The 16,887-nt window shown below is 59.4% G+C and carries 18 protein-coding genes; 7 read left to right on the forward strand and 11 right to left on the reverse strand.

Annotation, left to right across the window (positions count from 1 at the left end; all coding sequences use genetic code 11):
• Nucleotides 1–9: 9 nt before the first annotated feature.
• The 4 genes from HX839_RS16150 to HX839_RS16165 form a co-directional block, all read right to left on the reverse strand.
• Nucleotides 10–525, reverse strand: a complete 516-nt coding sequence (locus HX839_RS16150) for a DUF1003 domain-containing protein (protein WP_003211469.1) — start codon at nt 523–525, stop codon at nt 10–12.
• Nucleotides 526–605: 80 nt separating this feature from the next.
• A complete protein-coding gene (locus tag HX839_RS16155; RefSeq protein ID WP_003211470.1) occupies nt 606–1,925 on the reverse strand; it encodes a PAS domain-containing methyl-accepting chemotaxis protein in 1,320 nt (439 codons plus the stop codon).
• A gap of 239 nt (nt 1,926–2,164) precedes the next feature.
• Nucleotides 2,165–3,223 carry a diguanylate cyclase gene (locus tag HX839_RS16160; protein ID WP_003211472.1) on the reverse strand — a complete coding sequence of 353 codons (1,059 nt, stop codon included), beginning with the start codon at nt 3,221–3,223 and terminating at the stop codon, nt 2,165–2,167.
• Between the two features lie 188 nt (nt 3,224–3,411).
• Nucleotides 3,412–4,032 carry a TetR/AcrR family transcriptional regulator gene (locus HX839_RS16165; protein WP_003211473.1) on the reverse strand — a complete coding sequence of 207 codons (621 nt, stop codon included), beginning with the start codon at nt 4,030–4,032 and terminating at the stop codon, nt 3,412–3,414.
• A gap of 124 nt (nt 4,033–4,156) precedes the next feature.
• Here HX839_RS16165 and HX839_RS16170 point away from each other — a divergent pair, with 124 nt between their 5' ends.
• The 3 genes from HX839_RS16170 (at nt 4,157) to HX839_RS16180 (ending at nt 7,721) form a co-directional block, all read left to right on the forward strand.
• Nucleotides 4,157–5,215 carry an MBL fold metallo-hydrolase gene (locus tag HX839_RS16170; protein ID WP_177067316.1) on the forward strand — a complete coding sequence of 353 codons (1,059 nt, stop codon included), beginning with the start codon at nt 4,157–4,159 and terminating at the stop codon, nt 5,213–5,215.
• Nucleotides 5,216–5,338: 123 nt separating this feature from the next.
• Nucleotides 5,339–6,103 (forward strand): hypothetical protein, encoded by a 765-nt coding sequence (locus HX839_RS16175; protein ID WP_177049569.1) that lies wholly within the window; start codon nt 5,339–5,341, stop codon nt 6,101–6,103.
• 235 nt (nt 6,104–6,338) lie between these two features.
• On the forward strand, nt 6,339–7,721 hold the full coding sequence (locus HX839_RS16180; RefSeq protein ID WP_256344717.1) for an amidase family protein: 1,383 nt from the start codon (nt 6,339–6,341) through the stop codon (nt 7,719–7,721).
• Between the two features lie 6 nt (nt 7,722–7,727).
• Here HX839_RS16180 and HX839_RS16185 read toward each other — a convergent pair whose 3' ends face one another.
• Nucleotides 7,728–8,522: an SDR family oxidoreductase gene (locus HX839_RS16185; protein ID WP_008432939.1), complete on the reverse strand. Its 795-nt coding sequence runs from the start codon at nt 8,520–8,522 to the stop codon at nt 7,728–7,730.
• Nucleotides 8,523–8,638: 116 nt separating this feature from the next.
• Between HX839_RS16185 and HX839_RS16190 the strand changes: the two genes are divergently transcribed.
• A complete protein-coding gene (locus tag HX839_RS16190; RefSeq protein ID WP_008432938.1) occupies nt 8,639–9,577 on the forward strand; it encodes a GlxA family transcriptional regulator in 939 nt (312 codons plus the stop codon).
• A gap of 17 nt (nt 9,578–9,594) precedes the next feature.
• Here HX839_RS16190 and HX839_RS16195 read toward each other — a convergent pair whose 3' ends face one another.
• On the reverse strand, nt 9,595–9,975 hold the full coding sequence (locus HX839_RS16195) for a helix-turn-helix transcriptional regulator (RefSeq protein WP_177008444.1): 381 nt from the start codon (nt 9,973–9,975) through the stop codon (nt 9,595–9,597).
• A gap of 104 nt (nt 9,976–10,079) precedes the next feature.
• Nucleotides 10,080–10,850, reverse strand: coding sequence for a helix-turn-helix transcriptional regulator (locus HX839_RS16200; RefSeq protein ID WP_177067317.1), 771 nt, complete (start codon nt 10,848–10,850; stop codon nt 10,080–10,082).
• A gap of 115 nt (nt 10,851–10,965) precedes the next feature.
• On the opposite strand from HX839_RS16200, the gene HX839_RS16205 reads away from it, so the two are divergent.
• The 3 genes from HX839_RS16205 to HX839_RS16215 all read left to right on the forward strand — a co-directional run bounded on the left by HX839_RS16205 (nt 10,966) and on the right by HX839_RS16215 (nt 12,913).
• The gene (locus HX839_RS16205; RefSeq protein WP_177067318.1) at nt 10,966–11,772 is read left to right on the forward strand and encodes a sulfite exporter TauE/SafE family protein; all 807 of its coding nucleotides are present in this window, start codon (nt 10,966–10,968) and stop codon (nt 11,770–11,772) included.
• A 78-nt stretch (nt 11,773–11,850) separates the two neighbouring features.
• Nucleotides 11,851–12,213, forward strand: coding sequence for a hypothetical protein (locus HX839_RS16210; protein ID WP_177067319.1), 363 nt, complete (start codon nt 11,851–11,853; stop codon nt 12,211–12,213).
• A 43-nt stretch (nt 12,214–12,256) separates the two neighbouring features.
• Nucleotides 12,257–12,913: a hypothetical protein gene (locus tag HX839_RS16215; protein WP_087693112.1), complete on the forward strand. Its 657-nt coding sequence runs from the start codon at nt 12,257–12,259 to the stop codon at nt 12,911–12,913.
• Between the two features lie 12 nt (nt 12,914–12,925).
• Here HX839_RS16215 and HX839_RS16220 read toward each other — a convergent pair whose 3' ends face one another.
• The 4 genes from HX839_RS16220 to HX839_RS16235 all read right to left on the reverse strand — a co-directional run bounded on the left by HX839_RS16220 (nt 12,926) and on the right by HX839_RS16235 (nt 16,869).
• On the reverse strand, nt 12,926–13,876 hold the full coding sequence (locus HX839_RS16220) for a hypothetical protein (RefSeq protein WP_177067320.1): 951 nt from the start codon (nt 13,874–13,876) through the stop codon (nt 12,926–12,928).
• Between the two features lie 64 nt (nt 13,877–13,940).
• Nucleotides 13,941–15,110, reverse strand: a complete 1,170-nt coding sequence (locus HX839_RS16225; protein ID WP_003211499.1) for an MFS transporter — start codon at nt 15,108–15,110, stop codon at nt 13,941–13,943.
• 147 nt (nt 15,111–15,257) lie between these two features.
• The gene (locus HX839_RS16230) at nt 15,258–16,079 is read right to left on the reverse strand and encodes an ABC transporter substrate-binding protein (protein ID WP_177067321.1); all 822 of its coding nucleotides are present in this window, start codon (nt 16,077–16,079) and stop codon (nt 15,258–15,260) included.
• Nucleotides 16,080–16,104: 25 nt separating this feature from the next.
• The gene (locus HX839_RS16235) at nt 16,105–16,869 is read right to left on the reverse strand and encodes an amino acid ABC transporter ATP-binding protein (RefSeq protein ID WP_003211502.1); all 765 of its coding nucleotides are present in this window, start codon (nt 16,867–16,869) and stop codon (nt 16,105–16,107) included.
• Between the last annotated feature and the right edge of the window lie 18 nt (nt 16,870–16,887).

A 16,887-nucleotide genomic window follows, 5' to 3' on the forward strand; every position in this document is an offset into this window, starting at 1 on the left:
GTGGGAGGGTCAGGTCTTGCGCACGAATTGGTCGTGCATTTCGCTGGTCAGCCCTTCGATGCGTTCGGTCAGTTGTTTGGTCATCTCGGTGAGCTTGGTGTTCTGCTCCAACAGTTCCAGCAGTTGCTTGGTGGTCTGCGCCGCCTGGGCCTGGCGTTCGGTGTTGGCCACGGCCAGGGCTTCGCGGTGCTGGGCGTCGGCGTCGGATTGGGCCTTGTCCCGTGCGGCCTGGCGGGTCTGGGCGAGCAAAATCAACGGCGCGGCGTAGGCCGATTGCAGGCTGAACGCCAGGTTCAAGAGGATGAACGGGTAGACGTCAAAGTGCGTGATGCCGGTCATGTTGAGCACGACCCACAGAATCACGATTGCCGTTTGCGCCCCCAGGAACGTCGGCGTACCAAAGAAGCGTGCGAAGGCTTCGGCTTTCAACGCAAAGGTGTCGTTGCCAAAGGTCGGCGCGAGATGGGCGTGTTTACGATGAAAGCGCAGGTGGTCAACGTTGGCTTCAGGTTTATCCGGGGTCATGGCGGGCTCGAATCCGTGGCGTAAGACAAGCCACCACTATAGACCGAGCCCTCGGCCTGGCACATGAAGAAGCCTGTCGCTTACCTGTTGCCCCGTTCATTGGCAAACGCACTCACAGCCTGCACCGCCTCGCTGGCGCCTTCGCGAATCTGCAGGATCACCGTGCCGGCCTGGTTGGCCAGGTCCACGCCCTGGGCGGCGCGGTCGCGGGTACCGTCCATGCTGTCGATGGCCTGGCGGGTTTCGGTCTGGATCATCTCGATCATCGACGAAATCTCGGCCGTTGAACCGCTGGTGCGTGCCGCCAATTGCCGCACTTCATCGGCCACCACCGCAAAGCCACGCCCTTGTTCGCCGGCGCGTGCGGCTTCGATGGCAGCGTTCAATGCCAGCAGGTTGGTCTGGTCGGCAATCCCGCGAATGGTGTTGACGATGGCGGTGATCTGCTGCGAACGCTCGCCCAACTTGGCGATCAGCGCGGAAGAACCGTCGATATTGGCGGCAATCTCACGCATGCCGGTGGCGGTCTGCTGGATCACCTCGGCGCCTTTTTCGGCGATGTCCCGGGTTTGCAGCGAGATGTGATAAGCCTGGGTGGCGCTTTGCGCGTCGGCCGCGTGTTTCTCCACCATGGCCGTGACGTCGGAGGCGTATTTCACCACCTTGCACAGGCGCCCGCTGGCGTCGTACACCGGGTTGTAGTTGGCTTCCAGCCACACCACCTGGCCGTTTTTGTCGATGCGTTCGAATTGGCCGTTGAACAGCTCACCCTGGTTCAGCCGTCGCCAGAAATCGCTGTAGGCGCTGCTGTTGGCCAGCTCCGGTGTGCAGAACATGCGGTGATGCTTGCCCTGCACCTGCGCCAGGTTGTAGCCCATGCGCTGCAGGAAATTCTGGTTGGCGCTGATGATGGTGCCGTCGAGGTTGAACTCGATCACCGCCATGGCGCGGTCGATGGCCTGCAACTTGGCGTTGGCTTCACTCTCGGCCTGCATTTTCGGGGTGACGTCCATGGCGTACTTCACCACTTTCACCACGCTGCCGGACTCGTCGCGCACTGGGTTGTAGCTGGCCTCCAGCCAGATCGGCTGGCCGCCGCTGGTCACCCGTTCGAAGGTCCCGGACTGGAATTGGCCGTTGCGCAATTGCGTCCACAGTTGGCCGTACTCGGCGCTGCGGGCAAAGGCCGGGGTGCAGAACAGGCGGTGGGACTGGCCCACGACTTGGTCGGCGGTGTAGCCCATGACCTTGAGGAAATTCTCGTTGGCCCGCAGGACCGTGCCTTGCAGATCAAATTCAATCACCGCCATTGAGCGGTCGATGGCGTCGAGAAGGCTGGCTTGCTGGGCAAGGGTGGCTTGCAGGGTACTGATGGTTTTTTTATGGGCGTTGAATAGCATGGTCGTGTGCTCGGGGGAAGCAAGCGTCAGGGGTATCCATGGGGGCGCCTGCCACCGTAAGGCCTGGCCATACGGCAAACGTGCTCATTGCCAGCTTCCTTGTGCTGGCAGCGGGGTGGAACAGCGGGTTCTGAGTCGTATGGCCGGCAAGAAGTTCTATGCCAGTCGACCAATGGCGGCATTATGCTATCGGTCGGCGACGGGCGCGTTTAATTCAGACGAGATGCAGAGGGCGGGATTCAGGCGGAATGGGCGACCACGTAGTCGCTGATATTGACTCGGTTACGGCCGGTGTCCTTGGCCGCGTACAGCGCGCGGTCCGCTGCGTTGAGCCACATGGCCGCGTCGGTGAAGGTGCTCTGGAAAGACGCCAGGCCAATGCTCAGGCTGACCCGCAGCTCGGGGATTTCCGGGTTGCGGTAATTGCTGAACACCTCGCGCATGCGTTCCATGACTTGTGCGGCCTGTTCCATGGGCATGTCCGGAAGAATCACACAGAACTCGTCGCCGCCGTATCGCCCGGCCAGGTCGTTTGCCCGCAGGTTGCGTCGAAGTTCCAGGCTTAGTTGGCGCAGAACCTGGTCACCGATGATGTGCCCATAGCTGTCGTTGATCTGCTTGAAATGGTCGATGTCGATCAGTGCGATGGTGGCGTTCCCATGTTGTTGCTGGCACTTGTGAAACTTCAGGTGCAGCAGGTCTTTCCACGAACCATGGTTGAGCAGGCCGGTGAGGCTGTCGGTGCGGCTCAGGGCGCTCAGGGCGCGTTTGTGTTCCGACAATTTGATCGCCAGGCGGTAGCAGACCATGCCCAGTGCCATGGGATACAGGGTCAGCATCGGCAGGCAGGCGTAGACCTGGACCAGGCTGACGTCGGGATTGAAGTGGATGCCAAACAGCAGCCAGGACACGCCGATACCTGCCAGTTGCGCCACGATGCCGTGGAGGAACAGGCGTTTGCCGCCGGCGGCGACGTTGTTCATGGTCATCATCGACAGGATGGTCACGGCCGTCAGTGGCGTGAACTGTGTAGTCGCCGCCCAGAACCCGCCGAGCAGTGAGTCGTAGAGCAGGTTTCGCCGTTCCGCCTTGTAGGGGAAATCGGAGCGGGTCGAAAGTTGATAGGCCAGGTGCGCCCAGCCAAAACCATTGAACAGCAGCAACGCCCAGACCCAGCCTGGCATTTGCAGTGGGTAGAGCGCGGCGATGACGCTGATGCAGCCGATGCCCAGGCCGATGATCCTTGGCCTGTAGATACGTCTGGCAAATGACAGCCCTTTGCCTCGTTGGTTTTCCATAGATTCCTGGGTCGATTCTTTTTTTGCAGGTACGACGGCACACGTGATCGGGAAAACCACTGGTCGGATAATACGTGTGAATATTGTCAGTTATTCGCGTGGGAATAATCAGTGTCCTTCCAGGCCATTTGCAAAGGACACGCGGCGAATCAGATAAAAACGACCTTGGATGTCGTTCCTGCAACAGGTCAGTGCTGCGGCACGACCTCATAGCCTGCGAGGAACAGGTCGATGGCCGACTCGATGACGTTCGCTTGGGCGTCGGCGTCCAGGGTCGGCTGGCCGAGGGTGATCTGTGGCCAGAAGGCAAAGGCCTTGAGCAGGCTTTGCACCTGGTGGGCGGCGAAGCATGGGTCGGTGCAGCTCAGCCGGCCGTCTTCCTGGGCGGCGCGCACCCATTGGGTGAAGCCTTCTTCACGCTTGCTCAGGCGGTTGACCATGTCCTGGGCACGTTCCGGCGAGTGGATGGTGGCGGCAATCGCGACCCGGGCCAAGTCGAGGAAGTTGGCGTCCGACATCATCGTCATCTTGGCCTGCAGCAACCCGCGCAGTTGCTCCCGCAGCGGGCGGTCGCTGGCGTAGCTGACGTCCAGTTGCGCAACACTGCTGGCCCACAGTTGATGCAGGATCTCGGCGAACAGCTCTTCCTTGCTCGGGAAGTGGTTGTACACCGTGCGCTTGGAAACCCCCGCCGTGGCCGCAATCTTGTCCATGCTGGTGACCTCGAACCCGTTGTCACGAAACTCGGCAATGGCGGCTGCCACGATGGCTTCGCGTTTACGGTCGGTGAGGCGCAGGGGTACAGTCATGGTGGGAGTTCGGCTCTGAAGGGAAACTTACACTCGGTAGTTTACTTGCTCCCGGTTTTGTTGCAATCTAGAAACTACACTGTGCAGTGTAATTTTTAGAGCAGTCTGCAGGAGTTCCTCGGTAATGGCCACGATCTCAACCCGTCTCGACAGTTCTTCTACAGCGCCCAAGTCTTCCGAACAGCATCAAGGTCACTTCACCAATCAGAAGCCCATCCAGCATGGCGGCTTGGGGAAGACCCTGGGCATCATGTGGAAGATGCTCTTCCAGAAGCCCCGCAGCACGCGCCCGGTGGGTGAGATCCCGGTGCAGCCGCTGACTCGCGAGCAACTGTTTGCCGCCCCGGACCATAGCGTTTTCCGCCTCGGCCATTCCACCGTGCTGCTGAAAATGCGCGGCAAGTTCTGGCTGACCGACCCGGTGTTCGCCGAGCGTGCTTCGCCGTTCAGTTGGGCGGGCCCCAAGCGTTTCCATCAGCCGCCGATCAGCCTTGAGGACCTGCCGCCGATCGAGGCGGTGATTCTTTCCCACAACCACTACGACCATCTGGACCACAAGGCGGTGGTGCAACTGGCGGACAAGACCCGCTATTTCCTCGCGCCGCTGGGTGTGGGCGATACGCTGGTCAAGTGGGGCGTGGATGCCAGCAAGGTGCGGCAGCTGGATTGGTGGCAGGGCACTGAAGTGGACGGGATTCGTTTTGTGTCCACGCCGGCCCAGCACTTTTCCGGGCGCGGCCTGTTCGATGGCAACCAGACGCTGTGGTGTTCGTGGGTGATGATCGACGGCTCACGGCGAATTTTCTTCAGCGGTGATACCGGCTATTTCGAGGGCTTCAAGCGTATCGGCGAGCAGTACGGCCCGTTTGACCTGACCCTGATGGAGACGGGTGCCTACAACGTCGACTGGCCCCACGTGCACATGCAACCGGAAGAAACCCTGCAGGCGCACATCGACTTGAAGGGCCGCTGGCTGCTGCCGATCCATAACGGCACGTTCGACCTGGCGTTTCATGCATGGCACGAACCCTTCGACCGCATCATGGCGCTGGCATGGGAGCGTAACGTGTCGATCACCACACCGGCGATGGGGCAGGCGTTCATGCTCAACCAGCCGGAGCGCGGGCAGGCCTGGTGGCTGGACGTCGAGCATCAGGGCAGTGAAGTGCACGTCAGCGGATAATCACCGTCTGATCGCGCTTTCAGGGCTTTTGAACGAGCCAAAACCAGCCATTTCCGACAGACATCCACCTCGCTGAAGGGATGCAATCACGCCTCGAAACTTTATTCCGGGGCGCGGGAGTGTATGGACGATAAGAGTAGGAAGGTCACGGGGCCGGGCGTGCGCTGCCTGTTCAAGCCTTCAGGATCGGGGGACAGTTGTACTCCCCAGCCTTGCGCCCCCACTGCCAGCCAGGGTGTTGTGTTTGGCAGTCATGCGGCCGGTACGATCGTCAATTCGGCCACTCACCAGGGCGGCCTGGAGTTTGGCTCCACGGGCGGTTACGGCCCCAGGCTCGACCTCCCTGGCCCCATGATGCACAGCGTGCGCGATCCCGCGTTATCACTGATTGCCCTCAGCGGTGTCGACCCCGAGGGGCGGGTGATGGTGGAGATTCCACCCGTCGCTGATCCGGGTCATCTGATCAACACACCGCCCCTGGCTGGCAGCCGTATTGGTTTTGCCAGCGAGTACGTTACCGGTGATGTGCGCAAACCCGCCAAACACAGCCCGCACTTTGCCCGGGTACTGGACGTACTGCGTGCAGCCGGTGCGCAATTGGTGCCTGTGACGGCGCGGGTGACCGATGACACACGTCACTTCACCCTGGACCCCGGCAATGAGATTAACGACCGGGTCACGGAAAACCGCCTGGATGGGGTGGTGGCGGATGCGCAAGGTGTTGCTTTCCACAAAGCAGCGACTGCCGATAACCCACGCTTCAGCGTGCCCGCGGGCACCGACGTCGACGGGGTGTCGAGGGTCGTCTGGTTCTATGGTGCGCACTGGTCCAGAGATCGTCTGGCGGCGTTGGTGCGAGGTTGTCAGCAGGTTCTAGGGCGGCTTTAAGGGCCTACGCCATGGGGAGAGTGATCGTACGCCGCGGTAAGAGTTGCCCCCGAGTCATCGAGTATTTCGCTTCTTAGACTGAGGCAGGGATATCGAACGGTATCCCCAACATTCAGGCAGGCGGGGAGTATTTATGATTGGACCAGGTTTGGGCGCGGGATGGGCAGCGGGGCTTTTCGATGCAGTGGTGAACCCGCCACAGGCCTACAGGAGTGCCGACGATTTGGCGGCGGCCATGACCCGGCCCAATGGGGCCAGTTCCGATTCGGTGGTGAGGGATTCGCTGAAGCTGATCGCCACCATGGACAAGGGCTTGCAGGGCGGCAATGCGTTCATTGAGATCAATCCTGACGCTCGTGTGAAAGCCCGTGCGCTGGATCTGGAACGGGCCGAAGGCAAAGTGCGCGGGCCTTTGCATGGCGTTCCGATAGCGCTCAAGGATGTGTTCGAAACCGGCGACAAGATGCAGACCAGCGGTGGCTCCATGGCGCTGGTGGGCAGGCCCGCTTCAAGGAACGCCAAGGTGGTGGACAACCTGCTGAAGGCTGGCGTTGTGATTATTGGAAAAACCAACATGAGCGAATTGTCCAATTTTCGCTCTGAGGCGCCGGTTGATGGCTGGAGCTCCAGGGGCGGCTTGACCCTCAACCCGCATCGGCTGGATGGCCAGGCGGCGGGGTCGAGTACGGGCTCTGCGGTAGCCGTTGCACAAGGGATTGTGCCCTTGGCATTGGGGGTCGAAACCAATGGTTCAATCATTACTCCGGCGGCTTACAACGGTGTTATTGGTTTCAAACCGACCGAAGGGTTAGTGAGCACTGAAGGGGTGATGACCAGTTCCCGCAAGGACACGGTGGGCACCTTCACCCGTAACGTACGTGATGCGGCGCAAGCACTGGATGCGATGACGGATACCAACCGCTACACCCAGGGAATCAAGCCTGACGCCTTGGTGGGCAAGCGCATCGGCTATACGCCGTTGCCTGAGTTATCAGCAGAAGATGCCAACGACCCGGCGAAAATAGCCGACAGGCAGCACTTCGAGGATGCCATTACGTTGCTGCGGGGCAAGGGCGCGACATTGGTACCCGTGGGTCAACTGGGTGAGGGCGTCCCGTACGAAACCCATGAGCAATATAACGACGCGTTGTTATCGGACGTTAAACACCAGCTTGAAGCCTACCTGGCCGGACGGGCAGGCTTGCCGGTGAAGTCGCTGGCTGAGCTGATTGAATTCAACGAGCGCAACAGCGGTCCGGGTGTGCCGGATCAACAGATGCTCACCATGATCAACGGGATGGATATCAGTGATCAGGCGCGCAATGAGTTATGGGCTGCCATCGGCCCGATTTTCAAAAGCACCATCGATAAGCCACTGGCCGAGCATAAGCTTGATGCAATAGTGTCCAATTTTCACTCGTACAGTTACTACTACTCGGCAGTGGCCGGTTATCCCGGTATCTCCATGCCATCGGGAATGGATGATGAAGGGATGCCAACGGCCGTTCACTTTTATGGCGCAAATTTGAGCGAAGCCACGTTGCTGTCGGTCGCCTACGGGTATGAGCAGGCCTCCCATGCAATCAGGAAGCCTGCGTTTACACCCGGCCTGCGCTAGTCCGGATTACTTCAACCCATAACGAGCGGCGGGTTCACGGTGCGACAGATTCGGGCCCAGGGCCAGCCGTGCGCTTTCGTAGGTGTCCCAATCGGCGCTGTCCGGCAGTGACGGAATCGTCACGGCTTCGCCTTGGGCGAGGCCTGCCAGGGCGGCGTCCACCAGGTTTTCGGTGGTCATCACCATGGCTTCCGGCAGGTTGTTCACAGGCAGGCCGGCGATGTCCCAGAACTCCGTGGCGGTAGCGCCTGGCAGCACCACTTGGACCACCACGCCCTTGTCACTCAGCTCATGCTGCAGCGATTCGCTGAACGCCTGCACGAACGCTTTGGTACCGCCATACACGCCGTTCAGCACTTTGGGAGCGAGAGCGACAATCGAGCCGATATTGATAATCGTGCCACGGCCCTGGGCGACAAAGTTGGTTGCCGCGGCTTTGGCCAGGCGGGTCAGCGCCAGTACGTTCAGCAGAATCATCGCGTCCATTTTGTCGGCATCCGACTCCAGCAGCGAAGCCGTGGCGCCCACACCGGCGTTATTCACCAGCAGGCTGATACGGCTGTCTTCGTGCGCGATCCGGGCGATTCGCGCCAAGTCGGCTGGCAGATTGAGATCGGCCGCTATCACTTGCACGTCACGCTGGGTATTGGCTTTCAAGCGTGTTGCCAACTGCTCCAGACGTTGCTGGTTGCGGGCCACCAGAATCAGATCGTAGCCGGCACGGGCCAGGCGGTCGGCATACACCGCGCCTATTCCTGACGAGGCACCGGTAATCAGGGCATAACCTTTGTGTTGCGACATGGCAGTTGCTCCAAATGGGCCGGGGAGGGGATCGGCCTTGTTGGAACCAAGATTATGGGTGTAATGTGATGGCTGCAATGTCATATATCCCTCCTTTAGAGACATGAGGTTTGGCCATGGTGTCCGTCGGTATCCTGCTTTTTCCCGGTTTCCAGGTGCTCAGCCTGTCCACCAGCAGCGTGTTCGAGTTTGCCAACTTCGTGGTGGGGCGACCGTTCTACCGCGTGGACTTGTTGTCGGAGCATGGCGGGCCGATAAAAAGCTCCATGGGCTTTGCCATTGATAGCCTGGCGTTCGGGCAGCAGGTCTACGACACGATCCTGGTGCTGGGGGACAACGAACTACTTGAGCCCACTCCTGGCATGGTGGAGTACCTGCAAGCGTCGTTGACGGCGTCGCGCCGGGTTACATCGGCCTGCACCGGGTCGTTCCATCTGGCGGCGGCCGGCCTGTTGGAAGGGCGCAAGGCAACCACCCACTGGTACCACGCCATGACGTTTCGCCAGCGCTACCCCAACGTGAAGCTGGAGGAAGACCGGATCTTCACCGTCGATGGCCCGCTCTGGACCTCTGCCGGGATGACCGCCTGCATCGACCTGGCCCTGGCCCTGGTCGAGCACGATTTGGGCGTGGAAGTGGCCCGCGACGTGGCGAAAAAACTGGTGGTTTACCATCGCCGTGCCGGTGGCCAGTCGCAGTTCTCGGCGTTGCTGGAACTGGACCCAAAGTCCGACCGCGTACAAACCGCCCTGGCGTGGGCCAAAGGGCACTTGCACGAGGACCTCTCGGTAGAACAACTGGCGCAAGCGGCACACCTCAGCCCGCGTCAGTTCAGCCGACTGTTCCGCGCCGAAACCGGGCAATCGCCGGCCAAGGCGGTAGAACACCTGCGCATTGAAGCCGCCCGGTTGATGCTCGAATCCGGCAGCCACTCCATCGACGTCGTCGCCCGGGAGACGGGCTTCGGTGACCCGGAGCGCATGCGTCGAGCCTTCCTGCGAGCGTTTGGCCAACCGCCACAAATGATCCGTCGGGCGCTGCAGTTGCAGGCGTGAGTTGATGGCCTTGCGCGCTATGCACCATTGGGCTGAGGTGTTGTTGGGTCAATGGACGCCGCTGTTGAATCCAGAAACCTTGAGATGATCCCTTTGGCGGCCGGTTGTGCCGGAGTGCTGGCGCGGCCCCGCACATTCATCCCCCAACCCGGCGCAAAGCCCGGGAAAAACACCAACCCTTCAGCCTCCAGGCGAAACGCCACACTCAGGCGGACTTCATCGTCCACATCGCCATGGCTTTCAAAACGTTGAAGGGCGTCCACTTCCACATCCGCTTCCCGGGCCAGGTCTTCCCGGCTCCAGCCCAGCATCAGGCGGGCCTGGACGCTGTGCCGTGGGGTGAATTGATGAAGGACGATCTGCTGTTCTACGGTGCTGCTCATTGCCAGAGAGGACATGGACTTTCTCCAGGTTCGACGGGGGGAGGGCAAACTATACTGTGTTTTTGTACAGTTGTTTTGACCGCTCATCAACTGGATTTTCCGATAGCGCTGCCGCCGCTCTATTTCGCCCCTTCCAGGTAGGTGCTCGGTGACTGCCCAAGCACCCGGCGGAACATGCTGGAAAATGCCGCCGGGTTTTCATAGCCCAGGTCCAGGGCGATCCGGGTGACGCTTGCACCGCTGGCCAACCGCGCCAAGGCCTGCACAACACAGGCTCGCTGGCGCCACTGCACGAAGCTCAGGCCGGTTTGTTGGCGGAAATGCCGGCTGAAGGTGCGCAGGCTCAGGTGCGATTGTTGCGCCCATTGAACCGGTGACTGGTGCACGTCCGGCCGCTGCAGAAACGTCAGGCACAGCTCAAGCAGCCGTGGTTCCTCCGGCAGCGGGATATGCAGGGGCAAGTGCGTGGCGCGTGCCAGTTCATGCAACAGCAGGCTGACCAGCGCACCGTCGCGCCCGGCCTCGTCGTATTCCAGCGGCAGCTCCACCGCCTCCATCAGCAACTGTCGCATCAGGGGTGAAACGTTGATGACGTGGCAGTCGGTGCCCAAGTCGGTGACGGCGTGCGGTTCGATATACAGGCTGCGCGTCGACACGCCGAGCATCAGCACTTCATGGGGCACTTGGGCGGGAATCCACACCGCGCGCTGGGGCGGCACAACCCAGTTGCCTTGCTGGGTGCTGACTTGCATCACCCCGGTGGCGCCATACAACAACTGGCCGCGCCGATGGCTGTGGCGCTTGAGCAGATAGCCGTGGGGATAGTCGGTGCCGATTGCCACGACCGTTCGCGGGGTCAGGTCGAGCTGAGCGATGGAAACGTTGCGCATGGAGCTGATCCCGGAAGTGGCAATATCTCGCACATTATTGGCCGACATGCGCAAGCGGGCCAAGCCTTGAATCTCTATCGTCGACAGCTCTCCCTGATACTGAAGGCGATTCTCGATGTTCTATCTATTACTGGCACTGTTCGGCTGCATGACCGGCGTGACCGCTGTGCTGTTCGGCTTCGGTGGCGGGTTCGTGGTGGTGCCGTTGCTGTACGGCATGCTCAAGCTCAGCCACGACGCGGGCGTGAGTGAATCAGCGATGCATATCGCGGTCGCCACCTCCACCTGCGTGATGATCGTCAACGCGCTGCTTGCCACCGGAAAACACCAGCGCAAAGGTAATCTGATTCGCCATTACCTGTGGCCGTTGGGCGGGTACATCGGGGTCGGCGCCGTGCTGGGCGCAGGTGCAGCGATGTTCGCCAGCGGTGATTTCATGCGGTACGCCTTTATCGCCTACCTGGCCGTCACCATTGTCGATTGCCTGTTGCGCAGGGGCTTTCTCAGCCAGGACGACACACTCCAGCCACGACGCCTGAGCGGAGCGGAAGTGACGGGCGGCGGCATCGCCATTGGCGTGATCGCGACCTTCCTGGGTGTGGGCGGCAGCGTGATGACCGTGCCGCTGTTGCGCCGTTGTGGCTTGAGCATGTCCCAGTCCACGTCCATGGCTAATCCGCTGAGCGTGCCGGTGGCGCTGGCCGGTACATTTACCTACATGCTCATGGCGGGATTCGCCAAGGTGCAATTGGGCGCGTGGTTTGTCGGCTATGTCGATTTGCTGGCGTTCGCCATCCTCACCCTGGGCTCGCTGCTGGGCATTCGCCTGGCCACGCCGTGGATCGGTCGCATCCCGGATGCACTGCATGCGCGGGTGTATATCGGGTTGTTGGGCGTGGTGATGGTGAGCATGCTGGTCTGACGCAAGTGGATTTTGCGTTCTTTTAGCCGCAGGCTAGGGTTACTTCTCTATTCAAAAGAAAGTGACCGGGGGAATGTCATGTCCATTTCCGAAAGCGATTGGCAGAAGTTCAAAGTCCTCAGGGCATTGGCGCTTGAACGCTTTTACCTAGGCGTACTGGCTGATGCAAAGACCATCAGCGAGCGCGAAACGCTTTCTGCCGAGGCTCGGTACAGGACGCTGTATAGCCTCACCAGGGATCGCGATAACGATGTCGTCCGAATGTTTGATCTCTACAGTCGTTCGAAAGCCCGCGAGAGCCTTGCGCAAATGATCAGGCATGATTTGTTGAGTGATTCAGAGTTGTCGGTATTAAGCGAAGAGACATTGAGCGCTATCGGCTACGCGGTCAGGCAGCGTTACGAAATCGAGTGGGTTGCTGCACGCGTACAAGGCGACTGAGTCTTGTCTTAGACTTCAGTCAGAATGTTCAGGAAATATCTTGATGCTTAGTTTTAATTGTACGCAGGCGGCTGGTAATTTTTTTAGCCGGGTTCACAAAGGCAAAAAAATTACCCCGGTTCAAAAAACGCCGACACAAGAGCGCCAGGGCGATGACCTGTACGCCGACCCTCATCAGTGGCTGGTCCATGCCGCGACGGTGCAACGTAAACATGTGCTGTTGGCGATACATCTGAAAACCCGCTATTGCATGCTGTTTTTTGATATGAAAAAAGCCGACGCCGATGGCTTCGTGCGCACCTTTATTAATCGGTGGATGAGTGGTGTTTTAGATCTCGCCTTGAAGTCTGATGTTTTGGATTTGGTTGATCCGTCTGTGCCTGAGCAGCAATTTGTCAGTTTGGTCGAGTCGTACTCTCTACAGCAGCGGGGTGATCGGAGTGCGCAGACTCAAATCAACGAAATATTGCGGAGTTTTGAGATGGACGCAGAAGGCGTGGATCTTGTTGCAATGCCTTGGAGCGCTCTGCATTACGACGCTCGAATCAACCATACGCCTCGAAGCTTGAAAGATGTGAAGGGGCTTCATTTACCGGATGAGGAAATGCTGATTCACTGGTTGGTCACGGTAGGCGGCTTGGACCCTGCGGGCGCCGCACTTGCACGTGAAAAGTACCGTTTATTCAGCCGAAGGGCCTGACCTGGAATCGCATTACCGTTCTCCCAACCCCGGCGCCTCGCGAATAATCAGGTGATCGAGGTTCTCGATATTGGCACTGAATACCCCGAACGTCTGCTCGGGGTTTTTCTTGCTTGGCACCTGTTTCAGCTCCGGCGTTACCCCGTAGAAGAAGCAATACAGCGCTCGATCACTGTCCACCGCGGCCTTGATCTGCTCCAGGAACGCCTTGCGCTTGCGGTAGTTCTCGATCAGTTTTTTGCTCAGGTAAACGTTGATGGAATAGGGCTTTTTGTCGAGCCAGGCTTTCTTTTCGAAGTCGATGCGAAAGCTGCTGGTGTAGTCCTTGATCTCCTTGATCCTGCCCCAGTAGATCAGGCCTTTATTGTCTTGCAGGTATTCGATCTTCTTGAAAAACGTCCAGTAGGTCGCGGTGTGATCGCCGATCTTCAAGGGCATGCTTTTGAGCTTGTCCTTGTCGCCGATATTCGACACGTAGCATTCCACCGGGTGGGCAAAGACGCTGGTCTTGTCCGGGGTGGTGTCGCTTGAGCTGTGAGACAAGGCGTAGCGGGTTGCCGGCGTTTTCGGTGGCTCTTGTGCGGTGCCACCCTCAGCACCGATGACCGGCGTTTTGCGTTCGTACTGGCGCCGCGTCAGGACAAATTCCGACGGGAAGTTTTCCTCCGGCCCATCCTCAGATTCGCCTTTTCCGGCAGGGCGACTGGCGTAACGGCAACCCTCGATATGCCGGGTGCTGGGGATGTTCTTGAAGTGGGGCGTACGCAGGTAATTGACGTTTTTTGCATTGAATGTGCCCAACACATTGCCCGCCGCAAACGCCGCCCGGCATTCGTCGTTGGGGCACAGGAAACTGTCCTTGTCGGAATCGAAGGCGGCGGTTTCGTCGAAATTCAGGTCGCGCACGTCATAGATCGACAGCTTGTCGTCGAGACTCAGGCTGTAGGCCGTGTCGAATTTCATGGGGCTCGGGTCCGTGAGAGGTTTCGCTATTAATAGCGGGATATCGAGTAAATATCAGTAGAAATTACGCACGGACCACCACACGCCGGCCACTCAGGAAACACAAGGTGCCACCCACCGCCGTCAGCCCGCTGAGTACATAGAACATAGAGGCGGGGGATGCGTTGATCAGCAGGTAGCCGCAGATCACCGGGCTCAGCGCCCCGCCAAATGCCGCCAGGTTTTGTGCGCCGTAATAACTGCCGCGCAGGGCGTCCGGGGCGATGGTGTCGATAAACAGGAACTCGGACGGGTAGATGATCATCTCCCCGAGGGTGAACACAAACATCGCGACACACCACGACACCAGGCCGTCCGCCATGCTGAAGCCGATCAACCCGGCAATAAACAGCGAGGTGCCAAGCACGATCCAGTAGCGCAGTTGTTCACGCTTGAGGAAGCGGCCGATCTGGTACTGCATCAGGATCACCGTGATGGCGTTGCACGCCAGCACCGCAGAGAGGATTTTCAGCGCGTTCTCCGGCTTGTAGGCCACCAGCAGAAACTGCGACAGATACAGGGTGTAGCGCCCGTGGACAATGGTGCTCAACAGGCTGCCGCTGGTGAACAGGATCAAGGTGCGATCGCTGCGCAGGGTCCTCAGGGTGCTGAGAAAACTTAAGGGTTTGTTGCTGTCGTCGCGCTGGGTCGGTGGGATGCCGATCATCAGGAACAGGCTGCCAAAGGCAATCGCGCTGGCGATCAGGAACGGTGCCAGGGGCATCTGCCCGGCAATCACCACGCCGAGCATCGGGCCGGTGGCATAGCCGACATTGGTCAGGGTGTAGCGCAGGGAAAACACCTTGGCCCGCTGGCCCACCGGCAGGTTCTCGCTGATGATCGCCTTGGAGCCGATCAGGAACAGCGCCGAAGCGGCTTCGGTGATCACCAGGGTCAGGGTGGTCAGGTACAGGTTGCTGGCAAAGGTCAGCAACAGAAAACCGATGGAGCTGGAAAGCATCGCCAGGATCAGCAGCTTGCGCTTTTCCAGGCGGTCGATGATGTAGCCACCATATAGGCCCAGCAGGGTGGCGATGAACACGGCGATGCCCATCAGCAAGCCGATGTCTTGCTGGTTGAGGCCCAGGCGGGTGCTCAGCAACAGGGCGAGCAATGGGCTGGTCATGGCGCGGCTGACGACGATGGTCACCGAGCAGATCATCAGGCGGCGGATTACCAGGGAGTATGTGGCCACGGTGGGGCGGATGTCCTTATTCTTTTTTCAAGGCGATGAAGATCCAGTGTGGGAGCGGGCTTGCTCGCGAATGCGGTGTGTCAGTGCCAACTGTACTGGCTGATCCACCGCATTCGCGAGCAAGCCCGCTCCCACATTTAGATCGAGTTACTGGCCGGCATTGATGCTGATTTTTTCCACCGCACCTTGCTCCAGATCCCACTTCTGCAGAATCTTGCCGTAGGTCCCATCATCAATCATGCCCTGCAACGCCTCACTGATGGCCGTGACCAACTCGGTATTGCTCTTCTCAATCCCAAGCCCCGTGAACTGCTTGGAAATCGCCAGGCCCACCGGCTTGTATTTACCTTTGTCCAGCGACATCAGGTAAGGAATGGTTTCACTGCCTTGCATCGCCGCATCCAGACGGTTCTGCTGCAACTGTGCCCGCGCATCCGCCGAGCCCTCGGTACCAATCACCACGATGGCTGGCTTACCGGCCTTTTCGCAGTTTTCCTTGCTCCATGCGGCAATTTCCGACGGCCAGGTCGTACGTCGGCTGGTGCCGACTTTTTTACCGCACAGGTCAGTCAATTCCTTCAGATCTTCACGCTTGGTCAGGGTGTACAGCTGCGGGCCGCTGGTGAAGTAGTCGATAAAGGTCACCGCCTTCTGACGCTCGGCAGTGTCGCTCATGCCCGACAGCACAATGTCCACGCGCTTGGTGGTCAGGCCGCTGAGCATTTGTTCGAAGCCGGTTTCCTGCCACTTGATCTTCACCCCCAAACGCTCGGCCAGGGCGTTGCCCAGGTCAAAGTCCAGGCCGGTGAGCTTGTTGGTGGCGGTGTCCTTGAAATCCATCGGCGGGTAGTTCGGCACGATGGCCGCGCTGATCTCACCCTTGTCCTTGATCGCTGCCGGCAATGCCGCCAAAACCGAAGTGGAGGCCATCAGGCCTACGAGCAAATTTGGAAGAAACAGATTTTTCATGGGGGCGTTCTCGTTAGTTTTTTAGTTAAGTGCGAACGGCAGAAATAAAGCTTTGGGTACGCGGGTTTTGTGGGCTTATTAGAATTTCTTCCGGGCTGCCGGCTTCCACAATCTGGCCGGCATCCATAAACACCATGCGGTTGGACACTTCGCGGGCGAAGCCCAACTCATGGGTGACCACAATCATGGTCATGCCGGTGGTGGCCAAATCGCGCATCACCGACAGCACTTCTCCTACCAGCTCCGGGTCGAGGGCTGACGTGGGTTCGTCAAACAACATCAGCTTGGGGCGCATCGCCAGCGCACGGGCAATTGCCACACGTTGTTGCTGGCCGCCGGACAACTCCACCGGGTAGGCATTGCGCTTGTCCGCCAGGCCGACGCGGGCCAACAACTCCAACGCATCCTCGGTGGCTTCCTTGGGCGAGCGCTTGAGCACCTGGCACGGGCCCTCGATGATGTTCTGCAACACGGTCATGTGCGGGAACAGATTGAAGCGCTGAAACACCATGCCGGTGGCCAGGCGCTGACGGGCGATCTGTGATTCATTCAACTCATGCAGCTTGTTGCCGACGACCCGGTAACCCACCAGTTCGCCATCGACCCACAGGCCGCCCTTGTCGATTTTTTCCAGCTGATTGACGCAGCGCAGCAGGGTACTTTTGCCGGAACCGGACGGGCCGATGATGCACAGCACTTCGCCTTGTTCGACTTCCAGGTTGATGTCCTGCAACGCGTGATACTGGTCGTAATACTTGTTCAGGTTCACGGCCTTGACGATGCTTCTCATGGGCAAATCTCCTCAGTC

This window comes from Pseudomonas sp. I8001 (assembly GCF_013385345.1).
GTDB lineage: Bacteria > Pseudomonadota > Gammaproteobacteria > Pseudomonadales > Pseudomonadaceae > Aquipseudomonas.